The 25,954-nt window shown below is 63.8% G+C and carries 29 protein-coding genes and 1 pseudogene; 6 read left to right on the top strand and 24 right to left on the bottom strand.

Features of this window, described 5'->3' with window-relative positions:
* Positions 1–49: 49 nt before the first annotated feature.
* Positions 50–1,348, top strand: a complete 1,299-nt coding sequence (gene der, locus L0D18_RS04300; protein WP_243027591.1) for a ribosome biogenesis GTPase Der — start codon at positions 50–52, stop codon at positions 1,346–1,348.
* A gap of 141 nt (positions 1,349–1,489) precedes the next feature.
* On the opposite strand, the gene L0D18_RS04295 is transcribed toward der, so the two are convergent.
* A complete protein-coding gene (locus L0D18_RS04295; RefSeq protein WP_243027590.1) occupies positions 1,490–2,245 on the bottom strand; it encodes an SIR2 family NAD-dependent protein deacylase in 756 nt (251 codons plus the stop codon).
* A gap of 45 nt (positions 2,246–2,290) precedes the next feature.
* On the opposite strand from L0D18_RS04295, the gene L0D18_RS04290 reads away from it, so the two are divergent.
* Both L0D18_RS04290 and L0D18_RS04285 read left to right on the top strand, forming a co-directional pair.
* Positions 2,291–3,739, top strand: a complete 1,449-nt coding sequence (locus L0D18_RS04290) for an NAD(P)H-hydrate dehydratase (RefSeq protein ID WP_243027813.1) — start codon at positions 2,291–2,293, stop codon at positions 3,737–3,739.
* 868 nt (positions 3,740–4,607) lie between these two features.
* Positions 4,608–4,733: pseudogene (locus L0D18_RS04285) on the top strand (homoserine kinase); the annotation flags it as partial.
* Between the two features lie 664 nt (positions 4,734–5,397).
* Here the strand turns inward: L0D18_RS04285 and L0D18_RS04280 are convergent.
* Positions 5,398–5,754 carry a hypothetical protein gene (locus tag L0D18_RS04280; protein WP_243027588.1) on the bottom strand — a complete coding sequence of 119 codons (357 nt, stop codon included), beginning with the start codon at positions 5,752–5,754 and terminating at the stop codon, positions 5,398–5,400.
* A 482-nt stretch (positions 5,755–6,236) separates the two neighbouring features.
* Between L0D18_RS04280 and thrB the strand changes: the two genes are divergently transcribed.
* Entirely contained in the window at positions 6,237–7,115 is an 879-nt protein-coding gene (gene thrB, locus L0D18_RS04275; RefSeq protein ID WP_243027587.1) for a homoserine kinase, read from the top strand.
* Positions 7,100–7,840, top strand: coding sequence for a DUF4388 domain-containing protein (locus L0D18_RS04270; RefSeq protein WP_243027812.1), 741 nt, complete (start codon positions 7,100–7,102; stop codon positions 7,838–7,840). Before thrB ends, L0D18_RS04270 begins: the two co-directional genes overlap by 16 nt.
* A 64-nt stretch (positions 7,841–7,904) precedes the next feature.
* Here L0D18_RS04270 and L0D18_RS04265 read toward each other — a convergent pair whose 3' ends face one another.
* The 3 genes from L0D18_RS04265 to L0D18_RS04255 are packed head-to-tail and all read right to left on the bottom strand — an operon-like array spanning position 7,905 to position 8,728.
* Entirely contained in the window at positions 7,905–7,988 is an 84-nt protein-coding gene (locus L0D18_RS04265; RefSeq protein ID WP_008632889.1) for a 30S ribosomal protein THX, read from the bottom strand.
* A 10-nt stretch (positions 7,989–7,998) separates the two neighbouring features.
* Positions 7,999–8,292 (bottom strand): 30S ribosomal protein S20, encoded by a 294-nt coding sequence (rpsT, locus tag L0D18_RS04260; RefSeq protein WP_243027585.1) that lies wholly within the window; start codon positions 8,290–8,292, stop codon positions 7,999–8,001.
* Positions 8,293–8,350: 58 nt separating this feature from the next.
* Positions 8,351–8,728, bottom strand: coding sequence for a hypothetical protein (locus tag L0D18_RS04255; protein WP_243027583.1), 378 nt, complete (start codon positions 8,726–8,728; stop codon positions 8,351–8,353).
* Between the two features lie 22 nt (positions 8,729–8,750).
* Here L0D18_RS04255 and tyrS point away from each other — a divergent pair, with 22 nt between their 5' ends.
* The gene (tyrS, locus tag L0D18_RS04250; protein WP_243027582.1) at positions 8,751–10,055 is read left to right on the top strand and encodes a tyrosine--tRNA ligase; all 1,305 of its coding nucleotides are present in this window, start codon (positions 8,751–8,753) and stop codon (positions 10,053–10,055) included.
* Here tyrS and L0D18_RS04245 read toward each other — a convergent pair.
* From L0D18_RS04245 to soxX (L0D18_RS04155), 19 genes are all read right to left on the bottom strand, one after another.
* Positions 10,052–10,606 (bottom strand): Rieske 2Fe-2S domain-containing protein, encoded by a 555-nt coding sequence (locus L0D18_RS04245; protein ID WP_243027581.1) that lies wholly within the window; start codon positions 10,604–10,606, stop codon positions 10,052–10,054. The two genes, tyrS and L0D18_RS04245, sit on opposite strands and share 4 nt — an antisense overlap.
* Positions 10,603–11,583: a c-type cytochrome gene (locus L0D18_RS04240; RefSeq protein WP_243027579.1), complete on the bottom strand. Its 981-nt coding sequence runs from the start codon at positions 11,581–11,583 to the stop codon at positions 10,603–10,605. Before L0D18_RS04240 ends, L0D18_RS04245 begins: the two co-directional genes overlap by 4 nt.
* A complete protein-coding gene (locus L0D18_RS04235; RefSeq protein ID WP_243027811.1) occupies positions 11,580–12,005 on the bottom strand; it encodes a cytochrome c-type biogenesis protein in 426 nt (141 codons plus the stop codon). Before L0D18_RS04235 ends, L0D18_RS04240 begins: the two co-directional genes overlap by 4 nt.
* 17 nt (positions 12,006–12,022) lie before the next feature.
* Positions 12,023–12,559 carry a TlpA family protein disulfide reductase gene (locus L0D18_RS04230; protein ID WP_243027810.1) on the bottom strand — a complete coding sequence of 179 codons (537 nt, stop codon included), beginning with the start codon at positions 12,557–12,559 and terminating at the stop codon, positions 12,023–12,025.
* Positions 12,560–12,579: 20 nt separating this feature from the next.
* The gene (locus tag L0D18_RS04225; RefSeq protein ID WP_243027577.1) at positions 12,580–14,511 is read right to left on the bottom strand and encodes a heme lyase CcmF/NrfE family subunit; all 1,932 of its coding nucleotides are present in this window, start codon (positions 14,509–14,511) and stop codon (positions 12,580–12,582) included.
* Positions 14,508–14,936 carry a cytochrome c maturation protein CcmE gene (gene ccmE / locus L0D18_RS04220; RefSeq protein ID WP_243027575.1) on the bottom strand — a complete coding sequence of 143 codons (429 nt, stop codon included), beginning with the start codon at positions 14,934–14,936 and terminating at the stop codon, positions 14,508–14,510. The genes L0D18_RS04225 and ccmE overlap by 4 nt, the downstream gene beginning before the upstream one ends.
* A gap of 91 nt (positions 14,937–15,027) precedes the next feature.
* Positions 15,028–15,714 (bottom strand): cytochrome c biogenesis protein CcsA, encoded by a 687-nt coding sequence (gene ccsA / locus L0D18_RS04215; RefSeq protein ID WP_243027809.1) that lies wholly within the window; start codon positions 15,712–15,714, stop codon positions 15,028–15,030.
* 69 nt (positions 15,715–15,783) lie between these two features.
* Positions 15,784–16,449: a heme exporter protein CcmB gene (locus tag L0D18_RS04210; RefSeq protein WP_243027573.1), complete on the bottom strand. Its 666-nt coding sequence runs from the start codon at positions 16,447–16,449 to the stop codon at positions 15,784–15,786.
* A gap of 53 nt (positions 16,450–16,502) precedes the next feature.
* Positions 16,503–17,072, bottom strand: a complete 570-nt coding sequence (locus L0D18_RS04205; RefSeq protein WP_243027571.1) for an ABC transporter ATP-binding protein — start codon at positions 17,070–17,072, stop codon at positions 16,503–16,505.
* A gap of 41 nt (positions 17,073–17,113) precedes the next feature.
* The gene (gene ccdA / locus L0D18_RS04200) at positions 17,114–17,782 is read right to left on the bottom strand and encodes a cytochrome c biogenesis CcdA family protein (protein WP_243027569.1); all 669 of its coding nucleotides are present in this window, start codon (positions 17,780–17,782) and stop codon (positions 17,114–17,116) included.
* A 9-nt stretch (positions 17,783–17,791) separates the two neighbouring features.
* Positions 17,792–18,340: a c-type cytochrome gene (locus tag L0D18_RS04195; protein WP_243027567.1), complete on the bottom strand. Its 549-nt coding sequence runs from the start codon at positions 18,338–18,340 to the stop codon at positions 17,792–17,794.
* Positions 18,333–19,616 (bottom strand): sulfite dehydrogenase, encoded by a 1,284-nt coding sequence (soxC, locus tag L0D18_RS04190; RefSeq protein WP_243027564.1) that lies wholly within the window; start codon positions 19,614–19,616, stop codon positions 18,333–18,335. Before soxC ends, L0D18_RS04195 begins: the two co-directional genes overlap by 8 nt.
* 67 nt (positions 19,617–19,683) lie before the next feature.
* On the bottom strand, positions 19,684–20,973 hold the full coding sequence (locus tag L0D18_RS04185; RefSeq protein ID WP_243027562.1) for an FAD-dependent oxidoreductase: 1,290 nt from the start codon (positions 20,971–20,973) through the stop codon (positions 19,684–19,686).
* A gap of 12 nt (positions 20,974–20,985) precedes the next feature.
* Positions 20,986–21,837, bottom strand: coding sequence for a DUF302 domain-containing protein (locus tag L0D18_RS04180; RefSeq protein WP_243027560.1), 852 nt, complete (start codon positions 21,835–21,837; stop codon positions 20,986–20,988).
* Positions 21,834–22,280, bottom strand: coding sequence for a rhodanese-like domain-containing protein (locus L0D18_RS04175; RefSeq protein ID WP_243027558.1), 447 nt, complete (start codon positions 22,278–22,280; stop codon positions 21,834–21,836). Before L0D18_RS04175 ends, L0D18_RS04180 begins: the two co-directional genes overlap by 4 nt.
* Positions 22,281–22,282: 2 nt before the next feature.
* Complete coding sequence (soxA, locus tag L0D18_RS04170) at positions 22,283–23,089, bottom strand: sulfur oxidation c-type cytochrome SoxA (protein WP_243027556.1); 807 nt, start codon at positions 23,087–23,089, stop codon at positions 22,283–22,285.
* Positions 23,090–23,092: 3 nt separating this feature from the next.
* Positions 23,093–23,656, bottom strand: coding sequence for a sulfur oxidation c-type cytochrome SoxX (gene soxX / locus L0D18_RS04165; protein WP_243027555.1), 564 nt, complete (start codon positions 23,654–23,656; stop codon positions 23,093–23,095).
* Positions 23,653–25,374 carry a thiosulfohydrolase SoxB gene (gene soxB, locus L0D18_RS04160; protein WP_243027553.1) on the bottom strand — a complete coding sequence of 574 codons (1,722 nt, stop codon included), beginning with the start codon at positions 25,372–25,374 and terminating at the stop codon, positions 23,653–23,655. Before soxB ends, soxX (L0D18_RS04165) begins: the two co-directional genes overlap by 4 nt.
* Positions 25,371–25,949 (bottom strand): sulfur oxidation c-type cytochrome SoxX, encoded by a 579-nt coding sequence (soxX, locus tag L0D18_RS04155; RefSeq protein WP_279232176.1) that lies wholly within the window; start codon positions 25,947–25,949, stop codon positions 25,371–25,373. The genes soxB and soxX (L0D18_RS04155) overlap by 4 nt, the downstream gene beginning before the upstream one ends.
* Positions 25,950–25,954: the final 5 nt, after the last annotated feature.

The raw sequence follows: 25,954 nt of genomic DNA, 5'->3' as shown, positions 1-25,954 counted from the left end.
GAGAAAAGGCGGGGTGGGGGCTTCCCCACCCTTATTTGCTGGGGTGAAGATGCATAAGGTGGTCATCGTAGGCCGGCCCAACGTGGGCAAATCCAGCCTCTTCAACCGCCTCCTGGGCAAAAGGAGCGCGGTGGTGGCCGATGTTCCCGGGGTCACCCGCGACCTCAAGGAGGGCGTGGTGGAAAGCGACCAGGGCCGCTTCCTCCTGGTGGACACCGGGGGGCTATGGTCGGGGGACCGCTGGGAGAAGAAGATCCAGGAAAAGGTGGACCAGGCGCTAGAGGACGCCGAGGTGGTCCTCTTCGCCGTGGACGGCCGCTCGGAGCTCACCCAGGCGGACTACGAGGTGGCGGAGTACCTGCGCAAAAAGGGCAAGCCCGTGATCCTGGTGGCCACCAAGGTGGACGACCCCAAGCACGAGCTTTACCTGGGCCCTCTTTACGCCTTGGGCTTTGGCGACCCCATCCCCACCTCCAGCGAACACAACCGGGGAATGGAGGAGCTCCTCGAGGCCATCTGGTGCAAACTTCCCGTAAGGCACATTGAGTCCGAGCCTGAGGTGGCGGGCATCCGGCTCGCCATCGTGGGCCGGCCCAATGCCGGGAAAAGCAGCCTTCTCAACGCCATCCTGGGGGAAGAGCGGGTCATCGTCTCCGAGGAACCCGGCACCACCCGAGACGCCATTGACGTCCACTTCACCTTCCGCGGGCAACCCTTCGTCCTGGTGGACACCGCCGGCATCCGCAAGCGCCCGGAAACCCTGGTGGAGGAGCTGGCCATCCGGCGAAGCCTTAAGGCCATAGAGGAGGCCGACGTGGTCCTTCTGGTCCTAGACCCCTTCCAGGTGGGGGACCGGGAGCTCAAGCTGGCCAACCACGCCCTGGAAAAGGGGAAACCCGTGCTCTTGGTCATCACCAAGTGGGACCTGGTGAGGAAGGAGGAGGCCCCCAAGGTGCGCCGGGAGCTTAAGGAAAAGCTTGCCCATCTGGAGCATCTGCCCCGGGTGTACACCTCCGCCTTCACCAAGCAGAACCTGGAGAAGATCTTCAGCGAGGCGGTGCGCCTCTTTGGGCTCAACCATACCCGGATCCCCACCACCGAGCTCAACCGTTGGCTTTCCGTCTGGACGGCCAAGGTGCAACTCCCTAACTTCAAGGGCAAACCCTTGAAAATCTTTTACGCCACCCAGCCCCAGGTGGCCCCGCCCACCTTCGTCTTCTTCGTGAACCACCCCGAGTTCGTGACCCGGGCCTTTGAAAACTACCTGAGAAACCGCGTGGGTGAGGACCTGGGCCTTAAAGAGGTGCCCTTCCGCTTGGTCTTCCGCGGACGGAGGGAGGAAGGCTAAAGGCGGCCAGGGGTGAGGGCCGCCTCGAGGCCCCCAGCACATCCGAGGTCCAACCCAAAAGAAGCGCACCACATCGGCCAAGACCTCGGGGCCCCCACCCTGAGGAGGAGCACCACCCCAGCCCGGCTTAAGGTGGCAGGATCAGCCAGAGGCCGAAGGATCTGGGCCGTCCTGGGCCAAAAGCGCCCCTAAGCCCTCCACGGCCCCCATCCTTAGGGAGAGGTGGGCCAAGGGGGTAAGGGGGGTGGGCTCGGGGTTAATCTCTATCAGGTAGGCCCCACCAACATAGGCGATGCGGCCCAAGGAGGCGGCGGGCTCCACCTCGGCGCTGGTGCCCACCACCAGAGCCACATCCGCCTGGGAAAAGGCCTCCTGCGCCCTTTCCCAGGCCCCTTCCGGCAGAAGCTCCCCAAACCAAACCACGTCGGGCCGGGCCCTACGCCCGCAAAGGGGGCAGAAGGGAGGAGGGGTAAAGGGGTCGGGAAGGGGGAATCTGTGCCCGCAGGCCTCGCACCGGGCCCTAAGGATGTTGCCGTGAAGCTCCACCAGGTTATGGCTTCCCGCCAGGCTGTGGAGGCCATCCACGTTCTGGGTGACCAGGAGAAAGGCCCCACCCCGCGCCAGGACCTCCTCCTCGAGGCGCACCAGGGCCAGGTGGGCAGGGTTGGGTTTGGCCTCCCGCACCTTAGCGATGCGCCAGGCGTACCACTCCCAGACCTTTTGCGGGTTCCTGGCGTAGGCCTCCGGGGTGGCGTAGTCCAGGGGGTTGAACTCCTTCCAAAGCCCCTCGGCGTCGCGGAAGGTGGGGATGCCGGAAGGCTTGGAGATGCCCGCCCCCGTCAGGACCGCTACCCTTTGGGCCTTCTTGAGCCTGGACTGGGCCTGCCGTAGTTCCATGGGGCCTTCCCCTCCAGGAGTATTCTAGAAGCCATGGCCACCCCCTTGAGGCTCTTCACCCCCGAGGCCATGCGGGAAGCCGACGGGAAGGCGGTGGAGATGGGCTACCCCTCCCTCCTCCTCATGGAGTGGGCGGGGATGAAGGCGGCATGGGTCTACCGGAAGCTTTTTGGAAACCGGCCCGCCGTGGTCCTGGCCGGCAAAGGCAATAACGGCGGGGACGGGCTGGTCCTGGCCCGGCACCTCTTTCTAGAGGGGGTACCGGTGCGGGTCTATGCGGCGGAAGGCCAAGGGGGGGATGCCCTCTCCGCACGGCAAGCCCTTCTGGCCCAGGGGCTAGAGATCCGCCCCCTCGAGGAGGCCCTTTGGAACCGGGAGGAGGTTCTGGTGGATGCCCTCTTCGGCACCGGGCTGAAAGGGCCCCTGGAAGGCTTCTATGGCGGCCTGGTGGACAGGATGAACGCCTCTGGGCTTCCCATCCTGGCCCTGGACCTGCCCTCGGGGCTTCCCTTCTTCCCCCATGTGCGGGCCACGGCCACCGTGACCTTCGCCGCCTTCAAACCCCCCCATTTCCTCAAGCGAGAGGCCTGCGGGCAACTCTTCCTGGCGAATATCGGCCTCCCTAAAGCCCTCCTAGAGCGGGAGGACCTCCCCGAGATCGCTACCCCAGAGGGGCTTCTTCCCCTCCTGCCCAAGCGCCCCCTCACGGCCCACAAGGGCAGCGTGGGCCGGGTGGGAATCCTGGGGGGCTTTCGTGGCGAAGGCCTCCGCTACGCTGGGGCCCCGGTGCTGGCCGCCCTGGGGGCCTACCGCATGGGGGCGGGGCTGGTGCACCTGGTGGCCCCTGAGGGCACACCCTTAGAGCCCCTCGAGGCGGTCTTCCACCCTGTCCAGGCGCCTGCCTTGCCGTCCATGCGGGTGGAGGCCCTGGCGGTGGGCATGGGCGGGGGGCCCTGGGGCAGGGAGTGGGCGCTAGAGGCCCTAAAGGCCCGTCTCCCCACCGTCTTGGACGCCGACGCCCTTCACCTCGAGGTGGCCGAGGCCTACCGGAAGGCGGGCGTCCCCGCCGTCCTCACCCCCCATGCGGGGGAGGCGGGGAGGCTCCTTGGGGCTTCTCCCGAGGAGGTGGCGAAGGACCCCCTGGGGGCGGCCCGGGCCCTGGCGGAGCGGACAGGGCTCACCGTGGTCCTCAAGGGGAACCCTACGGTGGTGGCGGAAGGCGGGCGGCTTTCCCTGAACTCCACGGGCAACCCCGCCCTGGCCACGGGGGGGACGGGGGACGTGCTGGCAGGCGCCATCGCCGCCCTGCTGGCGGCGGGGCTTAGGCCTTTTGACGCGGCACGGCTTGGGGTCTATCTCCACGGCCTGGCCGGGGACCTCCGGGCCGGGGAAAAGGGGGTGGGGCTCCTCGCCCGGGAGGTGGCGGAGGCTCTTCCCCGGGCGCGGAGGCTTTTGGAAGGAGGGCAGGCGCCCTGGCCCTTTTCCCGGGTATGAGCGCCTCCTCCTGCCCTCATTCAGCGGATAACCTTACCCTCGGCCTTGCTATATGAGTAGAAAAGGAGCTCGCCCAGGAAAAGCCCCAAAAAATACGGGGTACCGGCGGGTCCTTGAAGGAAACGGGTCCAGTACCCCGGGCTAACCAGCTCAACGAAATAACCAACCGCCAAAGTGGCTGCTAGGAGAGCCACCACTTCTTTCCTGTTCGTTAAGCGCACCTGCCCAAGGGAGACATAGTCCAACAGGGCCCCGGAGATAACCCCAAGGGCAAAGGTAGCGGGTCCGAGGACACCCTCAAACCGGAGGGCTAAGAGCCCTAGCCCAACAGAAATGCCCAAGGCTAGCGTTCTCTTTGCAAGACCCCAAAGCCTTTGAAATCTATCCATAGCAGCACCTCCTACCTACAAACATTTTGGCAAACCTCGGTACAAACAATTCGCGAAACGGCCTCGCAAGACCACGCACCCCCAACGCGCCTACAAGCATACTCAACAACCGGTCGGCAAACCTGTCGACAGACAAGGAAGCAGACAGGATTGAGGCTTGATCCACCTCCGCCACCCCCGCCATCCCCCGGATCCAGACAAGGCTGGGCGCCACAGCTGAGGGGCGAAACCTGCTCCTCCACCCCCGCTTTCTCAAAAGGTTTCACCATCTCATCGCCCGGCAATGGGCAAGAAGGCCCTTCTTGAGGGAAGGGCATGGCCTGAGCCATGGCCACCGGCAAACCCAAGACCATAAACACAAGCCCTCCTAGCGTGGCCAGCTTCATTGCACCACCTTCACCCCTAAGATAGGGCTTCTTCTTCTTCTTCTTGTCAAGACCCCAGAAAGCTCCTGGTATTCTGGGGGCGGTGTAGGACGTATGGATCACCCAACCCGCCTCTATGTCCCCGCCACCCTGGCCAACCTGGGCTCGGGGTTTGACGCCTTGGGGGTGGCCCTGGACCTCTACCTGGAGGTGGAGGCCGAGCCCGCCCGGGAGGTGGCGGAGGCTCTTCCCCGGGCGAGGCGGCTCCTCCAGGAAGGGAGGGTGCCCCCAGCCTTCCTCCTGCGCTAGTCCGTCCTCCTCACCCTTGCGGCATCCTCGGCCGGCGTACCGGGCTAAAAAGGAGCAGGGCCAATAGGACACCAGCAGAGAAGGGCTCTGCGGCCAAATAGCCCGCCCAGCGAGCTAAAGCCCCAGAAGAAACGATCTTTGAAGGCAGCTTCCTGCCTTATCAGTGCCCGGATTGAAGATAGGCAGCCCAGATCATTCCGAGAAGAGCGCTGGCATAAGGTAGGCCTATGCGCCTATAGGCAAACCAGAGGGTCAGGAGGAGGCAAAACACCACGAAAACGTCCCCGGTTTCAAGCCTCTCATTGCGAAAAAGATCATCAAAAACGGAGAGCCACAGCTTAAATTGCAGCGCTGCTAAAGAAGAGTAGAAAGCAATGTCTACCAAAGTCCGAAACCTTTCGCTTAGCGAACGCAATACGTTTGGCATCTCTCCTCCTGCCTCGGGGTGCAAACTTGCTGCCAGTCATAGGCAGTGCACACAAAGGCTGTTAATGCACAGACCGCCTTTCCCCTGGGATCTGTGGTCCAATAAACACATGTCGCAGCAAAGGCTGCGCAAACCCATCGCCACACGCAATCGTTGACCGTTATAGTCTCACACACTCGAAACACGCCCTGGGCGAAAAAGAAGCAGGGCCAAGACGACCCCTATAGCGTAGGGCTCCACGGCCATATCGCCCAGGCGACGGGCAAAAGTCCCAGGAAATACCAAATCAAGGAAGAGGTAAAAGAGAATTACGGCAAAGAGGGAGAAGACCAAGGCTTTCGGGAGGTTAAGGACCACGCCCTTACCCAAGCCCAGGTAGAAGGCCAAAATCGCACCCAAGCCCAACAGCAGCTGCAACCCACCCCAAATGCCCTTCTGTTCAAGAAGAAACGCAAGAACCGTGAAAATCACAAATAGCCCAAATGAGAGGAGTCTTTTTGGGACTTCTCGGTTCCGAAAGGCCATCCCAACACCCCCCTTCACCTGCACTGCATCTCACACACCTCACGGCACTCATTATAAACAATCACCCTACAAGCGGGTTGCCAAAGGGGAGGGACAGGGGTGCAAACGATTTGCTGGACAGGAACGCATACAAGCCGGCAAACGATGGAACAGATAGGGTTGCTCCCACCTCCACCGCCCCCACCGCTTCCGTTTCCCGGATCTAAGCATGCTTCGGGCCCACAAAGAGGAACGAATGCGCCCCCAGAGTCCGGACGGAAGCTCTCGGACGTGGTTAGCGCCTCGCAGGATGCCTGGGAAACTCCGGCCTGGTACAAAGGTGTTTCCCGCCCGAAAGCCACAGGCAAACCCAAGGTTAGGAGCAGAAGCCCTCCTAAGATTGCTGCTTTCATTGCACCACCTTCACCCCTAAGATAGGGCTTCTTCTTCTTCTTGTCAAGACCCCAGAAAGCTCCTGGTATTCTGGGGGCGGTGTAGGACGTATGGAATCCTCAGCCCGCCTCTATGTTCCCGCCACCCTGGCCAACCTGGGCTCGGGGTTTGACGCCTTGGGGGTGGCCCTGGACCTCTACCTGGAGGTGGAGGCCGAACCCAGCCAGGAGGACACCTTCTCCTACGAGGGCGAAGGCCGGGTGCAGGGCACGGACAATCTCATCCATCAGGGTTACCGGGCGGGGATGGAGGCCTTGGGCCTCCGCCCTGAACCCCTGAGCATCCGCGCCTTCAACCCCATCCCCCTAGCCCGGGGGATGGGAAGCTCCTCCGCCGCCTTGGTGGCGGGGGTGGCCCTAGCGGACCGGCTTTCGGGGGGAAGGCTTGGGCGGGAAGGGGTTTTCCGGGTAGCCGCCATCCTGGAAGGCCACCCCGACAACGTGGCCCCAGCGGTATACGGGGGGTTCGTGACGGCCCTAGCCGATCCCCCCCTGGCCATTCCCTTGCCCAGACCCGAAGGGGTCTTTTTCGTGCTGGCGGTACCGCCCTATGAGGTGCCCACCCCCCTGGCCCGGGCGGCCTTACCGGAGATGATCCCTTTGGCCGACGCCGTCTACAACCTGGCCCGAAGCGCCCTTTGGCCAGCAGCCCTCTACTCGGGAAGGCTTGAAGCCCTACGGGAAGCCTGCCAAGACCGCCTGCACCAGCCCCACCGGGCCCACCTGATGCCGGGGGTTTTAGAAGCCATAAAGGGGGCCCTAGACGCCGGGGCCCTGGCGGCCTTTGTGGGCGGGGCCGGGCCCACCCTGGCGGCCTTGGCGCAGGAGGAAGATATAGAAAGGGTGGCCCGGGCCCTCGAGGCCTACCGGGGAGATGGGCGCACCTTGGTCTTGCGGATAGGGGAGGGATACTTCTGGAAGGAAACCTGAAGGCCATTCCCCTGGTGGAGCTATTGGAGCTCATCCATGGGCATGGGCGCTCCGGGGTCTTGGAGTTCTCCGTGGGTTACCTACCCCTTTCCCTGCGCTTCACCGGGGGGGAGGTGGTGGGGGCAGCCATTCTGGACTGGGAGGGCCTCGAGGCCCTCTTCAGCTTCCCCCTGCATCCCCAAGAAGGGGTGTTCCGCTTCCAGGTAACCCCACCCACCGCAGATAGACCCCTGATGCCCTTCTCCGCCCTTTTGGGGGAGTGGGCCCGGGTGAACGACGAGTGGGACCGGTTCCGCACCCTGGTGGACTCCCCCAGCCGGGTCCTGGAGGCCATACGCCCAAGGCCCCCTTACGAGGTCTTCCAGGGAGGAAAAAGCGTGCGGGCCGCCGCCAAGGCCTGGGGGGTCCCCCTCCTCATCGCCATGGAACGGGCCTATATGGGGGTGAGGGAAGGGGACCTTTACCCCCTTCGCCGCTACGCTTGGTATGCCCTGCGCATCAAATACCAGGGGAAAAAGGGCAAGACCCTGGAGGAGTTCGGTCAACTCCAGGCCCTCCTGGACGGCAGCCGCAACCTGGGGGAGGTCATCGCCTCGGGGGTGCCCGTGGGCCTGGTGCGCCGCTACCTGGTGCAGGCCCTGGCCTCAGGGGAGCTGGCCCCTCCGGGCCGGGGCTGGCTCCTTCGCGACCTCACCTGGGAGATGGAAGGGGAAGAGGGAACCTAGAGGCCGTCCCTAGGCCCTGGGCCCCAAACGACCCTACCCCCTGGCCTCGCCAAGGGGGGTAGCCCTACTTTTTCTTGCGCGGACGGTACTTGCCGTAGGTGCCCCGCCAGATCTTGCCCCTACGGGTGCGACGGTCGCCTTTGCCCATCCTCTTCCTCCTAGGCGCTCACGGCAGAAAGGAACTTCTGCACCTTGCGCATCAGCCGGGACTTCCTGCGGGAAGCCGCGTTCTTGTGCAAGGTAGAGCCCTTGGCCGCCTTATCTATAAGGCTTTGCGCCTGGCGCAGGATCTTCACGGCTTCCTCCGCCTTGCCCTCCTGCGCCAAGAGAACGGCCTTCTTGCTCAGGGTCTTGATGGCCGACTTCTTGGCCTTGTTGCGGAGCCTGCGCTTCAAGGACTGCCGGTGCCGCTTGAGAGCGGAAAGGTTCTTCTTAGGCTTCTTCTGCGCCATCGTTCTCCCCTCGTGCCCCTTAGGGGCAGACCAGGCCTAAGTGTAGCACACCCCCACTCTAAGGGGCAAACTTGGTGGCCACCCAGTCGTAGCGCACCTGGCCCTTGGCCCCTTGGAGCTGGAAACGGAGGAGATACTCCCCAGGGCTTACCGGGAAGCGCACCTCCTCCTGGAAGCCACCGGTGTACACCTTCTCCCCCACCACCCGGCCATCCTTGAGAAGGCTAAGGGAAAGCCGGCCTTCCTTTAAATCCCCCGTCACCTTGACCTTTACCGTATCGTAAAGGCCGGTTACCCGAAGGGGATACTTGGCCTCCCCGGTATAGTTCCAGTAGAAAACCGGCAAGAAGGGCGGATAGCCCAAGGCCAGGCCATACCGCTCCGCATACCAGTAAAGGCCCAGGGCCATGACGGCCAAAAAGAGCAGGGTCCGCATTGGCTTCAGTATACTTGGGCTCATGGCGGGTAGCGACACCAGGCTTTCCCCGGAAGAGGCCCTGGCCCTCCTCAAGCGGGGGTCGGAGGAGATCATCCCTGAGGAGGAACTGCTTGCCAAGCTAAAGGAAGGCCGGCCCTTGGTGGTGAAGCTGGGGGCCGACCCCACCCGGCCCGACCTGCACCTGGGGCATGCGGTGGTCTTGAGGAAGATGCGCCAGTTCCAGGAACTAGGGCACAAGGTGGTGCTCATCATCGGGGATTTCACCGGCATGATCGGGGATCCTTCGGGCCGGAGCAAAACCCGGCCCCCCCTTACCCTCGAGGAAACCCGGGGAAACGCCAAGACCTACGTGGAGCAGGCGGGGAAAATCCTTAGGCAGGAGCCCCACCTCTTTGAGCTGCGCTACAACTCCGAGTGGCTGGAAGGCCTCACCTTCAAGGAGGTGGTGCGCCTCACCTCCCTCATGACCGTGGCCCAGATGCTGGAAAGGGAGGACTTCAAGAAGCGCTACGAAGAGGGCATCCCCATCTCCCTGCACGAGTTCCTCTACCCCTTCGCCCAGGCCTACGACTCCGTGGCCATCCGCGCCGACGTGGAGATGGGGGGCACGGACCAACGGTTCAACCTCCTGGTGGGCCGGGAGGTGCAACGGGCCTACGGCCAGCCGCCCCAGGTGGCCTTCCTCATGCCCCTCCTGGTGGGCCTGGACGGGCGGGAGAAGATGAGCAAGAGCCTGGACAACTACATCGGGGTAGCGGAACCCCCCGAGGTGATGTTCAAGAAGCTCATGTGGGTGCCGGACTCCCTTTTGGCCAGCTACTTCCGCCTCCTCACGGACCTCGAGGAAAGGGAGATCCAAGCCCTCCTCCAGGCGGGCCCCGTCCCCGCCCACCGGGTCCTGGCCCGCCTCCTCACCGCCGCCTACGCCCTCCCCACCATCCCTGCCCGCATAGACCGTGCCTTTTACGAGAGCCTGGGCTATGCCTGGGAGGCCATGGGCCAGGACAAGGGGGTGGGGCCAGAGGCAGTGCGCCAGGCGGAGGAGCGCTACGACCGGGTGGCCAAGGGGGCCATCCCGGAAAGCCTTCCCGAGGTGGTCATCCCCGCCTCGGAGCTCAAGGAGGGGCGGATCTGGGTGGCCAGGCTCTTCACCCTGGCGGGCCTCACCCCTTCCAACGCCGAGGCCAAACGGCTCATCCAGAACCGGGGCCTAAGGCTGGACGGGGAACTGGTAGAGGATGTGGCCCTGGAGGTGGACCTCTCCCGCCCCCGGGTCCTACAGCGGGGCAAGGACCGCTTCGTGCGGGTGCGGCTTGCGGACTAGGCGCCCTCCATGGGCCTTAGGGGCACCTCGTGCCCGGTGGCGTAGAGGGTGTCCCCTTGGGCCTCGAGGCGCAAGCGGGGCAAGGGGTAGCGGGGTGGCCCGTAGACCGCCTTCCCCCCAAGAAGGGGGTCAAAGGCCCCAAAGTGGCAGGGGCAGCCTAGGAAGGGCCTCTCGTAGCGGAAGTTGTAGAGGATAGAGGCCGCCTCGGGGTCGGGGACGTAGTTCACGGTGCACCCCTGGTGGGTGCAGATGCGGCTTAGGGCCAGGTAGTGCTCCCCTTCCAGGGAAAGCCCCCCCAAAACGGGCTCCGGTAGGCGCAGGAGGAAGGCTTTTAAGGGCCCCAAGGGCAAGGGGTACTCAAAGGCCTTGGCCTGCCACACCCTAAGCTCCCCCCGCCGGGCCACCGCCACCCTTGGCCCTTCCTTCCACACGGGTTCCCCTACCCCAGGCCTTGCGCGGAAGCGGAGGTTGTAGGTACGTACCCCCAACCACAGGAAAAACCCCCCCGCCACCGCCACAGGGACGTAGAAGATGAGGTCCCGCCGCTTCATAGGCTAGACAGGTAGTCCAGAAGGGCCTTCAGCTCTCCCTCGTCCAAGGGCACCGCCGGCATCTGGCCCCGGCCCTTCAGCACGATCTCCCTCACAGCCTCCGGAACCCTCAGGATGGGGTTTCCCTGGAGCTTAGGCCCAAGGCCCCCTTGCGCCTCTGCCCCATGGCAGGCGGCGCAACGGGCCTGGTAGACGCTCTTCCCATCCTTCCCCCCCTGGGCCTGGGCCCGGGCCATGGCGATGAGGCCCTCCACCCTCTCCCGGGCCTCCCCCCCCACCTCCAGGTACTTCTCCCAGGCGGCGATGGCCTCCTGCATCTCGCCCTTTTGGAAGTAGAGGTTCCCCAGGAAAAGCCAGCCCTCCGCCGCCTTGGGGTCCGCGTGCTGGGCGATCTCTAGGAACATCTCCGCCTCATCGGGCCTCCCCCCCATGAAAAGGAGGATCCCCACCCGGCGCACCGCCTCCACGTTCCTAGGGTCCTTCTTGAGGACCTCCAGGTAAGCCTCCGCCGCCTGGTCCAAGGCCTGGAGCTCATAGGCCCGCCTCCCCCAGGCCAGAAGGTCCGCCACCTCCCCGGTGCGCTTGGCCTTGTCCTGCAGGGCCTTAAGCTCCCGCGCTTCGGCCCTGGCGGTCACCGTGGTCTCCCCGGGAAGCCTGGGCAGGGTGTAGCGCCAAAGCCCCACCCCCAGGAGGACCACCACCCCCAGGGCCAAGGCCACCGGCCACGGGTTAAGGGGACGGGGCTCTGGGGGGCGCCAGCCCTCTAAGGCCCTTTCCAACCCCACCATCCGGGCCAAGGCCAGCTTCTTCTCCTCCCCCTCCAGGTTTTGCACCTCTTCCTTAAGGACCTCCAACTCCCTTAGGAGCTCCTCCCGCCTAGGGGGCTCGGGGAAGGGCTCCTTGGGGCCCCAAAGGGGCCGTAGGGCCAGGAAAAGCCCCAAGAGAAACAGGGCCAAAAAGATAAGGGTGGGAATCATTGGGGCTCCTTCAGGCGGCGCTCCGCCTCCTCCAATAGCTCCGGGGGCAGGGGCTTCTTGGGGCGGAAGTAGGCGAAAAGCCCCAGGCCCAAAAGGATCAGGCCCAATACCGGCAACAGCCAGACCCAAAGGGTTACCCCCCGTTTGGGAGGCTCGTAGAGGATCCACTCCCCATACCGGTCCACAAAGAAGGCCTTGATCTCGTCCTTGGTCTTGCCCTCCCCTAGCATCTCGGCGATGAGGCGGCGCATCTCCACCGCCACGCCGGAGTTGCTCTCCGCCGCCGACTCCCCTTGGCACACGGGGCAGCGGAGCTCTCGGGCGATGGCGAAGACCTCAGGGGAAAGGTCGGGGGGCGGGGAGGCGGGGCTTTCCTGGGCCAAGACCCCCAGGGCCAGGAGGAGGAAAACCCAAACCCCCATAACGGCCTGCCAGCGATTCACCGCAGCACCTCCTTCAAATACTTCTCCAAGGTAGCCTCGTCTATGGCCCCCGCATGCCGGACCACTACCCGGCCTTCCCCATCTATAACAAAAGTTTCCGGCACCCCGTACATCCCGTAGTCCACCCCCACCCGGCCTCGAGGGTCAAACACTTGGGGGAAGGTGAGGCCAAACTGCTGGATGAAGCGCAGGGCCTCCCCTTCCTTGTCCTGGGTGTTGATGCCCAGGAAGAGTACCTGGTCCTTATACCGGCGCCAGGTGGCCTCGAGGACCGGGGCCTCCTCGTAACAAGCAGGGTAGCACCAGCTGGCCCAGAAGTTTAGCACAATGGGCTTTTTCCCTAGGTAATCGGAAAGCCTTAGGGCCTCCCCCCACTCTTCCCGGTAAGGGGGAAGGACCGGCAAGGTGAAGTCCGGAGCCGGACGGCGCTCCTGGGCCAGCACCGAGGGGAGCTCCTTGGGGTTGCGCTGCATCCCCCAGTAGAAAAGGCCTCCCAGGGCCAGGACCAAAAGGAGCCAAAGCCAGTTTCTCACGCTGCTCCCCATGGGAAGCCTCACGCCGGGCTCACCCCCTCGAGCTCCGCCCGTTTAACCACCGGCCACAGGATGTAGAGGGTCCCCAAGGCTAAAAGCGACCCTGCCACCCACATCCAAAAGACCATGGGGGTGACGATGAGCCGGATGGAGGCCCACTCCCCCTTTTCCCGGTCAAAGTCCATGAGGAGGAAGTAGTAGTCGTTGCCTGGGGTATAGACCACCCTAGGGGCCGGTAGGGGGGCGTTCATCTGAGGGTAGAAGTGAAGCCTGGGCCGCACCTCCCCGAAGCGGTCCGTGCGCAAGGAAGCCTCCACGGCAAACCGCCTTCCCTCGTCCAGGGCCCGCACGCCCAAAAACTCCATGCGCACCCCCCCCACCTCCCAGGCCTGGCCCCGGTAAAGGGTCTTCTCGCTTTCCAAGCGGTAGGTCTGGCTGAAGACAATGCCAAGCCCCATGAGGGCCACGGCAAAGTGCACCACCAAGCTCCCCACCCGCCTGCGGTTCTCCAAGAAGCCCCATGGGGAAAGCCCCGCCTTCACCCGGGCCAGGACCCCCTCCCGCACTAGGAGGAGGATGGCGGCCGTGTTGTAGAGGAAAAGCCCCACCGCCAAGGAGGCCCCCAAGGTGCAGTCCCGAAGGAGTCCCCCCAAGGTGCCCAAAAGGAGAACCCCCAGGAGGAGGTAAAGGTTGCGGAACACCTCCGCCCTAGGCCTCCGCCAAGGCAAGAGGGGCCCCACCCCCATGAGGAGGAGGATCCCCGCCCCTATGGGTGCGGAAACCTGATTGAAAAAGGGCGCCCCCACGCTCACCTTGGCCCCGGCAAAGGCCTCCACCAACAGGGGGTAAAAGGTGCCCAACACCACCACCAAGGCCCAGCCGGCGAAGAAAAAGGCCCCCAAGAGCAAGGCCCCCTCCCGGGAAAGGGGCCGGAAGACCACGGTGTCCCGCACCTCCCGGCTCACCCGGGAAAGGAGGCCCAAGCCCAAGGCGGTGAAGAAGAGGAAGGCCCCCAAGAAGGCGGGCCCCACCGGCCCCTCGGCGAAGGCGTGCACCGACTGGATCACCCCGCTACGGGTGAGGAAGGTGCCCAGCACCGTGGCGGCAAAGGCTAGGGTGACAAAGGCGAAGTTCCAAGCCTTGAAAGCCCCCCGGGTCTCCTGGACGATGGCGGTGTGCAAGAAGGCAGTGGCCAAAAGCCACGGGATGAAAGAGGCGTTTTCCACCGGGTCCCAGGCCCAGTACCCACCCCAGCCCAGGACCTCATAGCTCCACCACATCCCCGCCACCTTACCCGCGGTGAGGAAGCCCCAGGCGATCAGGGTCCACCAGCGGGTCTCCCCCACCCAGGTTTGGTAGCGGCGCACCACCATGGCCGCTACCGCATAGGCAAAGGGCACGCTGAGGCCCACGAAGCCCAGGTACATGAGGACCGGGTGGACCGCCATCATCCAGTGGTTCTGCAGGAGGGGGTTGGGCCCAGTGCCGTCCGCCGGGGGGTTGGGGAGGGTCTGGAAGGGACTGGCGATGGTGGCCATGACCCCGAAGAAGAAGACCTGGATGCCGAAGAGCACCGCCAGCACCAAGGAGGCCCGCCAGGGGTCCAGGGGCTTGCGGCTAGCCAGGAAGGTGTAAAGGGTCTGCAGGAGCCCCCAAAGGAGGATGCTCCCCTCGAGGGCCGCCCAGGGGGTTACCAGGGTGACCCAAAGGGGGTCCTGGACCGAGTGGTTGCGGGCCACGTAGGCCACGCTGAAGTCATGGGTGAGGAGGGCCCATTCCAGGGCTAAGAAGGCAGCCAAAGCCGCCAAGAAGGCAGGGGCCACCAAAGCCTTGGCCCCTCTTAAAAAGCGCCCGTCCCCTTGGTGGTAGGCGAGAAGGGAAAGGGCCAGGCCCAGGAGGCTAAAGGCTAGGGCCAGGCTCACACCCAGGTTGCCAAGAAGGGCTGGGGTCATTTGGCCTCCTCAATCAGCTTGCGCACTTCCTCCGGGGTCCAGCCCGCCTTGGGCGCCTGGTAGGTTTCCGAGTGCTTTACCAAGAGATTGGTCCCGTGGAAGACCCCTTCCCCAAAGCGTCCTTCCACCACCACCCCCTGCCCCTCCTTGAACATGCCCGGAGGTGTACCCTTGTGCACCACCGGCACCTCCGCCACCCCGTCGGTGAGGATAAAGCGCAGCTCCAGCTGGTCCTTGTCGTAGCGGACCGTCCCCTCCTTCACCAAACCCCCCAAGCGCACGGGGCGGTTTTGGTAGCGGGCCTGGTCCTGGAGGTACTCGGAGGGGGTGAGGAAGTAGACCAGGTTCTGGCCCAAGCCGCCAAAGATGAGGTAGGCCAAGGCCCCCAGGATCAGCAAGAGGCCGATCAAGTACTTCGCCTTCATCGCGTCCTCCGGTAACGCCAAAAGAGGTAGGCCAGGTAGCCGAAGACCGTGAGGTAGGTGAGGGCGTAGACCCAGGTGACGAAGACCTCGCTCATGCCTCCTCCTTGCGGGCCTCCATGGCAGCCAATAGGGAGCGGAAACGGACAAAGCCCAGGTAGAGGAGGGTGAAGACGAAGAGGTTGAAAAGCAAGGCCTGAAGCATGGCCGGGTCCATGTGGATCTTGCCGGTGGTGAGGTCTATGGACTGGGTCTGGTGCAGGCTTCGCCACCACTTCACCGACATGTAGCTGATGGGCACGTTGATGAAGCCCAGGATGCCCACCGCCGCCGCCGCTTTTCTCCGCAGCTCGGGGTCCTCTATGGCCCCCCTAAGGAGGAAGTAACCCACATAGACGGCGAAGAGGATGGCGGTGGTGGTAAGCCGGGGCTCCCAGGTCCAGTAGACCCCCCAGGTGGGCCGGGCCCAGAGCATCCCCGTCACCAGGGCAAGCCCCATGAAGACCAGGCCGATTTCGGCGCTGGCGCTGGCCACCCGGTCGTACCGGGGGTCTTGGCGGAAGAGGTAGAGGAGGGAGTAGAGGAAGGTGACGAAAAAGGCCAAATACCCCAACCAGGCCCCGGGCACGTGCAGGTACATGATGCGGACCAAATACCCCTGGTTCACGTCCGGGGGGGCGGAAAGGGCCAGGTAAAGTCCGATGGGGAGAAGCAGAAACCCTAACCCCAGAAAAACCCAGGTGAGGGCATCAGGCTGGTTGGGCTGCGCCGCCTTTAGCATCTTGACCTCCATAGCCCTTAGCATAGCCAAGGGGGGCATTAAAAATCTGTGGCCTCCACACCCTAGGCTCTAACCTTCCATAACCAAAGGGAAAAGGAGGGCGCTGGCGGTAAGGTAGACCACATCAAAGACCAAAAGGAGCTGCCACCAAGGGGCCACCTCCCCTAGGGGTAGCCCCTCCACCAAGCCCAGGGTGGCCCGGACGGCGGAAAGCACCACCGGCACCACCAGGGAAAAGAGGAGTAGGGGCAAAAGCACCTCCCGTCCCCTGAGGCGGGCCAGGAGGCCAGCGTAAAAGGTGGCCACGCTGGCGTAGCCCAAAACCCCAAGGGCCAGGGTCAGAAAGAGGGAGAGGAGGCGCTCTAAAGGCAGATAAAAAAGGCCTGCCGCCATGAAGAGGGACAAAAGGGCCAGGGGAAGCAAAAGGAGCATCTGGAAAAGCAGCTTGCCGAAGTAGATCCACTCCTTTCCCCCTGGGGTCAGGAGAAGATCGTCCAGGGTGCCCTCCTCCACCTCGAGGGCAAAGGCCCGGGTGGAAAGCAGGGTGCTCCCAAAGGCCAAGGCCACCCAAAGCACCCCAGGGGCCGCCCGCCGCAAGGCGGCCTCCTCCGGCCCCAAGGCCAAGGCCATGATGAAGAGCATTACGGCGAAGAAGGCCAAAACAGAAAGGAGCCCGGCACGGTCCCGCACCTCGAGGCGCAGGTCCCGTAAGGCCAAAAGAAAAACCCGCTTCACCGCTCCTACCCTACCGCCGCCAGCAACCTGCGGCCATCCCTTGGCGGGAACCCTCATGCCGCCCCCAGTTCCAGGGCCCGGTCCGCCACCTCCTCCGCCAGGTGGCGGTCGTGGGTGGCCAAAACGATCCCCGCCCCCTTGCGGGCCTCGGCCAGGGTGGCCAGCAAAAGCCCCCGTCCCTCCCGGTCCAAGGCGGTTTCCGGCTCGTCCAAAAGCCAAATGTCGGGCTGAAGCAGGGTAAGCCGGGCCAAGGCCAGCCGCTTCCTCATGCCGCTGGAGAAGGCCAGAAGGGGCAAGTCCTCGGGTAAACCAAAACGAGCCAAGGCGCCTTCCCAATCCCCCCTTTTCCCGTGAAAGGCCAGGTCGTAAAGGAGGTGTTCCCGGGCGGTGAGGCGGCGGTGGAAAGCAGGGGGATTGGCCAGGAAAAGGGCCTGCCCTACCCGTTCCACCCGCCCCCGGGTGGGCTTTAAGAGCCCCGCCATGAGGCGCAAAAGGGTGGTCTTCCCCGAGCCGTTGGGCCCCAAAAGGGCCACCACCTCGCCCCTTTGCAGGGTAAAGGAAAGGTCCCGCACCACCCAATCCCGACCAAAGCGTTTGGAGATGGCCTGAAGGCGAAGCAACATGCCTCCATCTTAGAAGAGAAGGCTCCTCCCAAGCACCCGCCCTAGAGGTACTTCTGCAACCATTCCGGGGTGATCCGCAGGAAGAAGGTGTTCAAGGCGGAATAGGTGCCCGTGAGGAGCAAAAGCCCCACCAAGAGGAGCACCACCCCCGCCAAGAGCTCCACGTAGTGGGATAGCCGGCCCGCCCGCCTAAGCCACCCTTTGATGCGCTCAGCGAAAAGGGCCACCAGCAAAAAGGGCACCGCCAGGCCCAAGATATAGGCCAGAAGAAGCCCCACCCCGCCCCCCACCGCGGTAAGGGTGAGGATGGCCCCCAGGATGGGCCCGATGCAAGGGGTCCAGCCCAAGGCCAAGGTGGCCCCCAGGAGCAAGGCCCCCAAGGGGCGGGCCGTTTCCCCCTCGTAGCGGAGGCTTACCCCCCAGCGAGGCCTCAGCCCCAGCATGTAAAGGCCAAAGAGGATGAGAACTACACCCCCTACCCGGGCCAGGGTCTGGCGGTGCTCAAAAAGGAGCCCACCCAGCAAGGTAAAGGGTAGGCCCAAGAGGAAGAACACCGCGCCGAAACCCAGCACGAAGAAGAGGGCGTTGAAAAGGGGGCGCCCCCTTTCCCCCCCCAGGTAGACCAGGTAGGTGGGCACCAGGGGCAAGACACACGGGGAGAGAAAGGAAAGCACCCCCGCAAAAAAGGCCGCCGCCAAGGATACGCTCATGCCTCCATCCTAGGGCAAGGTGAGCCAGGGGAAACGGCGCTTGGTCTCCGGGTCCAACTCTAGAAGCTCCCGGGCGGGCATCTTTACCTGGGGAAGGGTCTTTTGGTTGATGGGCTCGTGGGCGTCAATGATGCCATTCATGTAGAGGAGGAAGGCCACCAGGTGGTAGACCTCTTCGTTCGTTAAGGTACCCGCGGCCCCAAAGGGCATGGCCCGGCGGATGTAGTCGTAAAGGGTGGTGGCGTACTGCCAGTAGTTGCCGATGGCAAACTCCGCGGGCTCCGTCGCTGGGGTGATGGGGAAAGGCTCCGCCACCAAGCGGTTAAAGGGATATCCCTCGCCTCGAGCCCCGTGGCAGGAGGCGCACTTTTCCGCGTAGATGCGCTCCCCTTCCTCCACCTTTCCCTCTCCCGGGGGAAGTCCCCGGCCATCGGGGAGGACCGCGGGCCTAAGGTCGTACTGGGCCACCAACTCCTCGGAAATGGGGGTGCCCAGGTTGTACCGGGCCCCCACGGCCAGACCCAAAAGGGCCAAAAGAACCAGGACGCGCTTAACCATCCAACACCTCCCCGCCGCACCCACCAGCGGGCCCAAAGGCCTGCTGGCCCAAGGGCCTATCCCCGTTCACCACCCGGCCGTCGGGCAGGACCCGCCAGGCCTGGATGGCGTTGTAGTGGTAGCGATTGTTCCGGCCCCACTTCTTGAAGAACTCCTCCCGGGTAGGCTGGGTGTTCCCCTTCTCGTCCCAGGCCCGGCTCCAAAGCACCACCTCCTTGCCATCCCAGTGCCAAGGCATCTTGAAGCGCACAAAGGCGTAGCGCTCCACCGGGGGTTCCAGGGTAGCCTGCCGCCAGGTCTTGCCCTCGTCAAAGGAGATCTCCACCTTGGTGATGCGCCCATACCCGCTCCAGGCCAGGCCGCGGATCTCGTGGAAGCCCGGCTTGATCTGCTGGAGGCCTGAAGGGTAGGTGATGATGGACTCGGGGTCCATGATCCAGGTGAAGGCCCAGACCTTACCGTCCGCCATCACGTCGGTGTACTCGCTGGTCTCGTCCTTGGCCATGGCCGGCAGGTCGGTGACCAGGATGCGCCTTAGCCACTTCACCTGGATACTCCCCTCCCAGCCGGGCACCACCAGGCGCACGGGATAGCCCTGCTCGGGGCGCAGGGCCTCGCCGTTTTGGGCATAGGCCACCAGCACATCCTCCATGGCCTTCTCCAGGGGCAGGGAACGGGTGTAGGCGGCGGCATCCATGCCTTCGGGGATGAGCCACTTGGCCTCAGGCTTCACCCCCGCTTCCTTCAGAAGCAAGGCCAAGGGCACCCCTGTCCAGCTGGCATTGGAGGCCAGGCCCCGGCTCCGGGTGGCGGTAAGCTGGGGGTCCGGGGGGTTGCGGTAGCCGTTTTGCCCGTTACCGGCGCACTCTATGAAGTGGGTGCGGGTCACGGAAGGGAAACGCTTCAGATCTTCCAGGGTAAAGACCAAGGGCCTCTCCACCATGCCGTGGATCACCAGGCGGTACTTGGCCGGGTCCACCTGGGGCACACCCCCGTGGTGCCGCTCAAAGTGCAGGCCGTTAGGGGTGATGACCCCTTCCAGCTTCTCCAGGGGAGCAAAGTCCGCCCCCGAGTGCCGGGTGCGCAGGTTGGGGGAGATATAGCGCACCACCCCCTCCTCAAAAGGGCTCCTCTGGCCGTACTCGGAAAGGGGAGCCCCCAAGGTCTTCATGGGGGCGAAGGTGTCCTCATCCCAAGGTGGCGTTTGCGCCTTAGCCTTTAGAAGCCCAAATAGGCCTCCTGCACCTAAGAGCCTAAAGAACTTCCTTCGGTCCATATACCCTCCCATCGTATCTCTCGCGGGCAAAGGGAACCCCGCCCCAAAAAGGGGCGGGGCCCAAGGCCTAAGCCGGTCCGAACATGTCGTTCCAAAGGCCCGTGGCCCAGCCGATGGCCGCGGTGCCGTTGGCGGCGGAGCGCTGGTTGTCCACGGAGCCCTGGGACTTGATCTGCTTGGCCGCCTCGTCCCAGGAGTAGTTGGCCGCCACCCAGATGGCCTCCTCACTGTTGACAAAGGAATAGCAGATGTTGTTGGGAAGCTCGGGGGGTATCTCCGCCAAGGGCTTGCCCTTAAGCCTTTCCACCAGGTGCCGGGCCACAATGGTGCCGGAAACATAGGCCACCATACCGCTTTTGGGGTAGGGGGTGTTTCCGGTGATATCCCCCACCAGGTAGATGCGGTCATCCTTCTCCGATAGGAAGTAGGGGGCGCGCACGTTGGCCCAGCGCTCCCCTAAGCCCGCCACCCGCACCAGCTCCCCGGCCTTCATGGGGGGTATGATGTCGGCCAGGGTGAAGGGCACGTCTCCAAGCTCCGTCTTCACCACCTTCTTGCCGTAATCCAAACCGGTGACCCTGGTGTTGGGCACGTACTCCAGGTAGTCCTTGTAGAGATCGTTGTAGGCGGCCAGGAAGCCCGGGGCCTTAGAGATGGGCTGGGGGTTGGCATCCAAAACGGTGACTTTGCCTTTGACCCCCTTCTCCTTAAGCCGCCAAGCCAGCATGGCCGCCCGCTCGTAAGGCCCCGGGGGGCAGCGGTAAGGGGGGTTGGGAATATACATGACCAGCTCCCCACCCGTCTCGTCAAACTGGTCCAGCATCCGCCTTAGGGCGATGTGCTCAAAGGGTTTGAAGCCCACGGGCATGAGGTGCTTGGCCTCAGCGTAACCGGGAATGGCCTCGTACATGTAGTCAATCCCCGGGGCCAGGACCAGGAAGTCGTAGGCCAGGTACCCTCCGGTGGTGCGCACCAGGCGGCGGTCCCGGTTGATGTCCAAGACCTTCTCCTGGACGAAGACTACCCCGTCCTTGACCACATTGGTGTAGTCAAAGACCAACCATTCCAGGGGCTTGACCCCGGCCAGGAAGAGGTTGGACATGGGGCAGGACATGAAGATGGGCTTCTGCTCCACCAGGACCACCTCCGCATCCACCCCCGACTGGACCAGCTTCCGGGCCACCGTGGTGCCGCCCCAGCCGCCCCCGATCACCACCACCCGGGGCTTGCGGGTCCGGGGGAGGAGGGTGGGGGGACGGCTATAGAACTCCTGGGCGAAGGCCGAGCCCGAAAGGGCCCCTGTCGCGACCAAGGCCGCACCCGTCTTTAAAACCTGGCGCCGGCTAACCTTGCTCATACGCTCTCCTCCTCATTGACCAGGGCGGTAAGGGGTTCCGCCCGTGGCTTCCAGGATCTCCGTCATCACCTGGCGGGCCTCCTGGAGCATGGGCACCGCTGGGGTGCCCATAACCCCCGGCATGATGGTCATGAGCATGGGCTCGATGGCCCCCACCAGCACATCGCTACCCATTTGCATGGCGAAGAAGCGGCAAGGGGCGGCAAAGCCCCCGGCGGGCTGGGTGAGGAACATGATCCGGGCCCACTCGCTCTTGCAGGGCATGATCACCGTCACCGGGCCCACCTTCACGTTGGGAAGCAGGTTAAGGCCATGGGAGGTAAGCTCAGTCTCCACCATGAGCACCACGTCCTCCACCTTGGCCCCCGGCACCCGGTACATGAGGGCGGGCATCATGCCGCTGCTAGGATCCGGCATCATGGCAGGAGGCAGGCGCTTCACGATGCCAAGCCGGCCGAGGGCCCCCTCGAGGCGCCAGGTGAGGCGTTCCACCTCACCCCCATACGCCTGCAGCATGGAAAAGAGGAGGCGCCCATCAAAGGTGCCCACCATGAACTTATTCCCCTGGCCCGTGATGAAAACGGTAGGGGGCAACACGATGGCCGCCATGGGATTTTTGGAAACCGCCTCCACGCTACCCTTATCCGGCTTTAAAACTACCAAGCGGTATTCAGGAAAACCCGGGCCCGTCACCTGGCGCACCTGCTCCCCCAGGTTCAGGACCCGGTCGGGTTCCAGGCCCACCCCTTTCAGGGCCGCCAGGGTCTTGGCCTCCACCTCTTCCAGGGAGCCCCTAACCTCCACCACCAACGACTGGGCCAAACCCAAACCCAAAAGGGCCACCAGAGCCAAAAGCTTCCTCATTGCGAACCTCCTTCCACCGGAAGGCCGGCATCCAGCCAGCCTTTAAACCCATGGGCAATGTTCTTGGCGTTCTTGTAGCCTAGGGCCTGCAGATATGCCGTAACCACCATGGAGATGCTCCCCGAGTTGCAGTAGACCAGGATCAAGGCCTCCTTATCCTTGGGAAGCTCCCCTAGCCGATCCGGCACCTGGCCGGCATAGATGTGCACCGAGCCGGGAATATAACCCTTCTTCCGCTCCTCCTCCGTGCGCACGTCCAGGATAAAGGGATCAAAGAGGAGGAGGTCCTTGGCCTCCGTGGGGTAGACCAGGTAGCTGGCGGGAGGCACCCGCTTCAGGAAGGCTCCGAAGCCCTGCACCCAGTCCCCGCACACCTCCCCCACCCCTTGGGCCTGGGCCAGGGGAAGGAGGGGAAGAAGGGCTAGCAGGTCCCGGCGGCGCATGGCTAACGGGTGAAGAAGGGCAGCTCCTCAAAGGAGTGCCCAGCCTTGGTGGCCTCGGCCAGCATGTACACGGTTAGGGCGATGTGCACGTCGGAGTAGAACTCCGGCTTGGGAATGGCGATGGACTCGTAACAGAAGTTGATCCGGTCCTCCTGGGTGTAAAGCTTGTCCTCCTCAAAGCGGTAGGCGGGCCACTCGTTGCCCAGGCCCTGCTTGGGGCTCCTGACCGGGGAAAGCCGCACCCGGTGGCCCGCATACTGGTCGTGGCAGACAGCGCAGCTCATGTCCCTGGCCCCAGCCCGGGTGTACCAAAGCTCCCGCCCCAGGTTGTACATGGCCAGCTCTGCCGGGTGCTTGGGCACCACCTGGATCTTGGCCTTGGAGGAGAAGGAGGCGATGTAGGTGGTGATGGCCTTCACCTCATCCCGCTTGATCTCGCTGGGCTTAAACCCCTGTACGGTCTGCATGCAGGTATAGACCCGGGTCTCCAGGTCCTCCACCCGCTTGGTATCGGGGAAGTACTTGGGGAGGATGGCGTAAACGCCCTCCAAAACCCCCTTTCCCTTGCCGAAATCGCAGGCCTCGAGGGTCTTGCCGCTAGGACCCTTGCGGAAGAAGAGCTCCTTGCCCTCCTCCACAAAAAGCTCTCCCGGGAGCACCCCAAAGGTTTCCAGGTACATCTGCCGTTGGCGCATGGCCTCTTCAAAGGGATCCAGGGGCTTTTGCTGCTGCGTGTAGGCCCCAAAGCCCGCCAAGGTGCCCAAGGCCACCGCGCCCAGGAGCAACCAACGCTTCTTCCCACGTCCCATAGCTCACCTCCGGTTGATGGGGGACTCGGGGTCCAAAAGGAAGGCCACCAGGTCCGCGGTCTCCTCAGGGGTGAAAAGACCATGCACCCCACCCCGGTACATGAGAGAGCAGGGCACAAAGGCCCAGGCGTTGTAGATCTTCTCGTAGGTGTAGCGCACCACCGGCTCGGCGGTCCCCCGCTGGCCATAGGCGGTGAGGCTTGGGCCCATGGTACCGTGGGCCACCTCTCCGGGGACCCCCGCGTGGCAGGCATAGCAGTTACCCCGCTTGGGGTCGGTGAAGACCTGCTCCCCGTTCTTCCAGTCCCCCATGAGCCTGCCGTTGGCCGGGTACTTGATCAGGGCCTTCTGCTCCGCCAAGAAGCCTGGGATAAGGTCAGGAGGAAGCTTATCCCGGTACTGGGAGCAAAGGGCCTGACCCTTGTCCTGTGCCAGCATCACCTGGGCGAACTCGTGGCCACCTGCGTGCAAGGCAGCCTCCAGGCGCTCCCTAAAAGGCGACACCTGGGTAAGCCCAAGGCCCAGAAACAAGGCCGAAACCGAAAGTATCACCGCTTTTTTGGTCATGAAACCACCTCCGGTACATGGTAGTTGCGCCCAATAACCCGCACATTGGGCCGGGGCAGGACCTTCACCCGCCCCTCGGCCTTTAGGTACTCTTCCACCACCTCGTAGATGGGCCGGGGGCTATAGCCCGCCTTGGCCTCCCCTAGCCGCTGGAGCCTTCCCCCGTAGGAGGCCGCTAGGTAACGGCGGTTGGGGTCCAGGGGCTTGCCCCCCACCTCCACCTCCCGGATGCGCTGGCCCGTGGGGGCATCAGGGTTCAGGACATAGCGGAGGCCGTACACCCGGCTTACATCCCCACCCTGCTGGTAGAAGGGATCGGGGGTGAAGACGTTGCTGGCGATGTCCTCGAGGACACCCCGCACCTGCTCTCCCCGTAGCCAGAAGAGGTAAAGCTCGGGGTAGGTGAAGCCCAGATAAGCGTAAAGGTGGTCCCGGGTAATGGCCTGCCCGGGCAGGATGGTGGTGCCCCAGCGCACCGCAGGGCTGAAGACCAGGTCTACCTCCGGGTAAAGGGCCTTGACCGCACGCCCCACCAGCTCATCCCAGGTGGAGTACACGGTATCCCGCTTGTAAAGGAGGGATTCCGAAAGCGCTAAAGGCTCAAAAAGGTGCTGGCGGTGAGGAGCTAAGGTCCTTTCCAAGAAGGCCTCCACGTCCGCAGCCTTGGGGAGATGGTGGGCCAAAACCGGCAGGACCCGGACCCGAAGGTTGGCGATCCCCCCCTTGAAAAGCTCCAGATCCACCCGCATGAGGGCCTTGCCCGCGGCGCTCCCCGCCACAATCCAGGTCTTGCCCACCCGCCAGGGAAGGGGGGTAAGGTCGTGGGTGTGGCCCGAAAGGATAAGGTCAATCCCCCTAATCCGCTCCGCCAAGGCCGCGTCCAGCTGAAGGCCATTGTGGGAAAGCAGGACCACGGCATCGGCCCCTTCCGCCCGGGCCTGGTCCACGGCTTCCTGAAGGCGGCGCTCGTCCAGAGCAAAGGAAAGGCCTTGGGTAAGCTCCTCGGGGTGGGATACCTTCACGTAGGGGTAGGTGGCTCCCACAATGGCCACGGCGTAGCGGCCCATCCTATGGATGCGGTAAGCGGGGTAAAGGGGATCGCCAAAAAGCTCGTCCACTACGTTGTAGGAAAGGTGTTCCCCCTTAAGCTTCCCAAAGAGCTCCTCGGCCCTTTCCCGCCCCAGGGTCCATTCCCAGTGGGAGACCATATGGTCCACCCCGGTGAGGTTCTGCCAATCCACCAGGGCCTCCCCTTGCGTCAGGAGGGAAAGGCCGGAGTTGGTCCAGGTATCCCCCCCGTCCAAAACCAAAGCCTTCCCCCCCTCCGCTTCCACCTGGGCCTTTTGTTGACGGATAAGCGCAGTGAGATGGGCCAGGCCCCCAATGGGGCCCAAGGCCTTGGCCAACTCCACGAAGTCCAGGTAGCTAAGCAGATAGGCCAAGGGCGTCTTCCGCTCCACCCCGTAAGCGCGCAGGATGCTATCCCCAGTCAGGTAACCGGGCCGGCCCATGAGCGGCTTGGGGGCGAGGAGGTTGGGAGGTTCCATGAAGTAGTGGGGGAAGGCCTGGCCATGGAGGTCGGAGAAGTAAAGGAGGGTGGCGTTGCCGTAAGGGGCTAGTTGGTATAGGCGGGAAGGGTTTTCCAGGACCTGGGCCAAAGCCTTAGGCCCTAGACTCCCTAAGGCAGAAAGCCAGAAAAGAAGCTCCCGTCGGTTCATTTAGACCCCACCGCTGGCTTGGTGTTGAACTCGCTTTCCGGGTCCAGGAGGTAGGCCACCACGTCGGCGATCTCCTCAGGGGTTAAAAGCCCCTGGGCCCCGAAGCGGTACATGACGGTGCAGGGGAAGTAGGCCCAGGCATTGTAGACCACCTCGTAGGTGTACCGCTGGACCGCCTCGGACTGGCCCCGTTTTAGGCCGTACTTTTCCAGGCTAGGGCCCACATCCCCACCCAGGTGGACGGGGGAACCAAAGTGGCAGGAGAAGCAGTTGGCCTTCTGCAGGTTGTTGAAGATGGCACCCCCTTTCCTCCAGTCCCCCATAAGCTTGCCATCCGCTGGGTACTTGATGAGGGCCCGCTGTTCCTCCAAAAACTTAGGCAGCAGGTCTGCGGGCAGGCGGTTGTGGTAGAGGGAACAAAGGGCTTGGTCCTGGCGCTGGTTGAGGAAGACCTCGGCGTAGGCCTTTCCTCCGGTTTTGATGAGTTCCAGTTCGGATGGAGCAAAGTAGGACTGGGCCAGGGCCACCACCAAAGGCGTGGCCAAGAGGATAGGAAGAAGCTTCTTCACCTTCATCACTC

This window comes from Thermus albus (assembly GCF_022760855.1).
Lineage (GTDB): Bacteria > Deinococcota > Deinococci > Deinococcales > Thermaceae > Thermus > Thermus albus.
The sequence above is the reverse complement of the archived record's forward strand: the minus strand, read 5'-3'. Positions and strand labels throughout refer to the sequence as shown.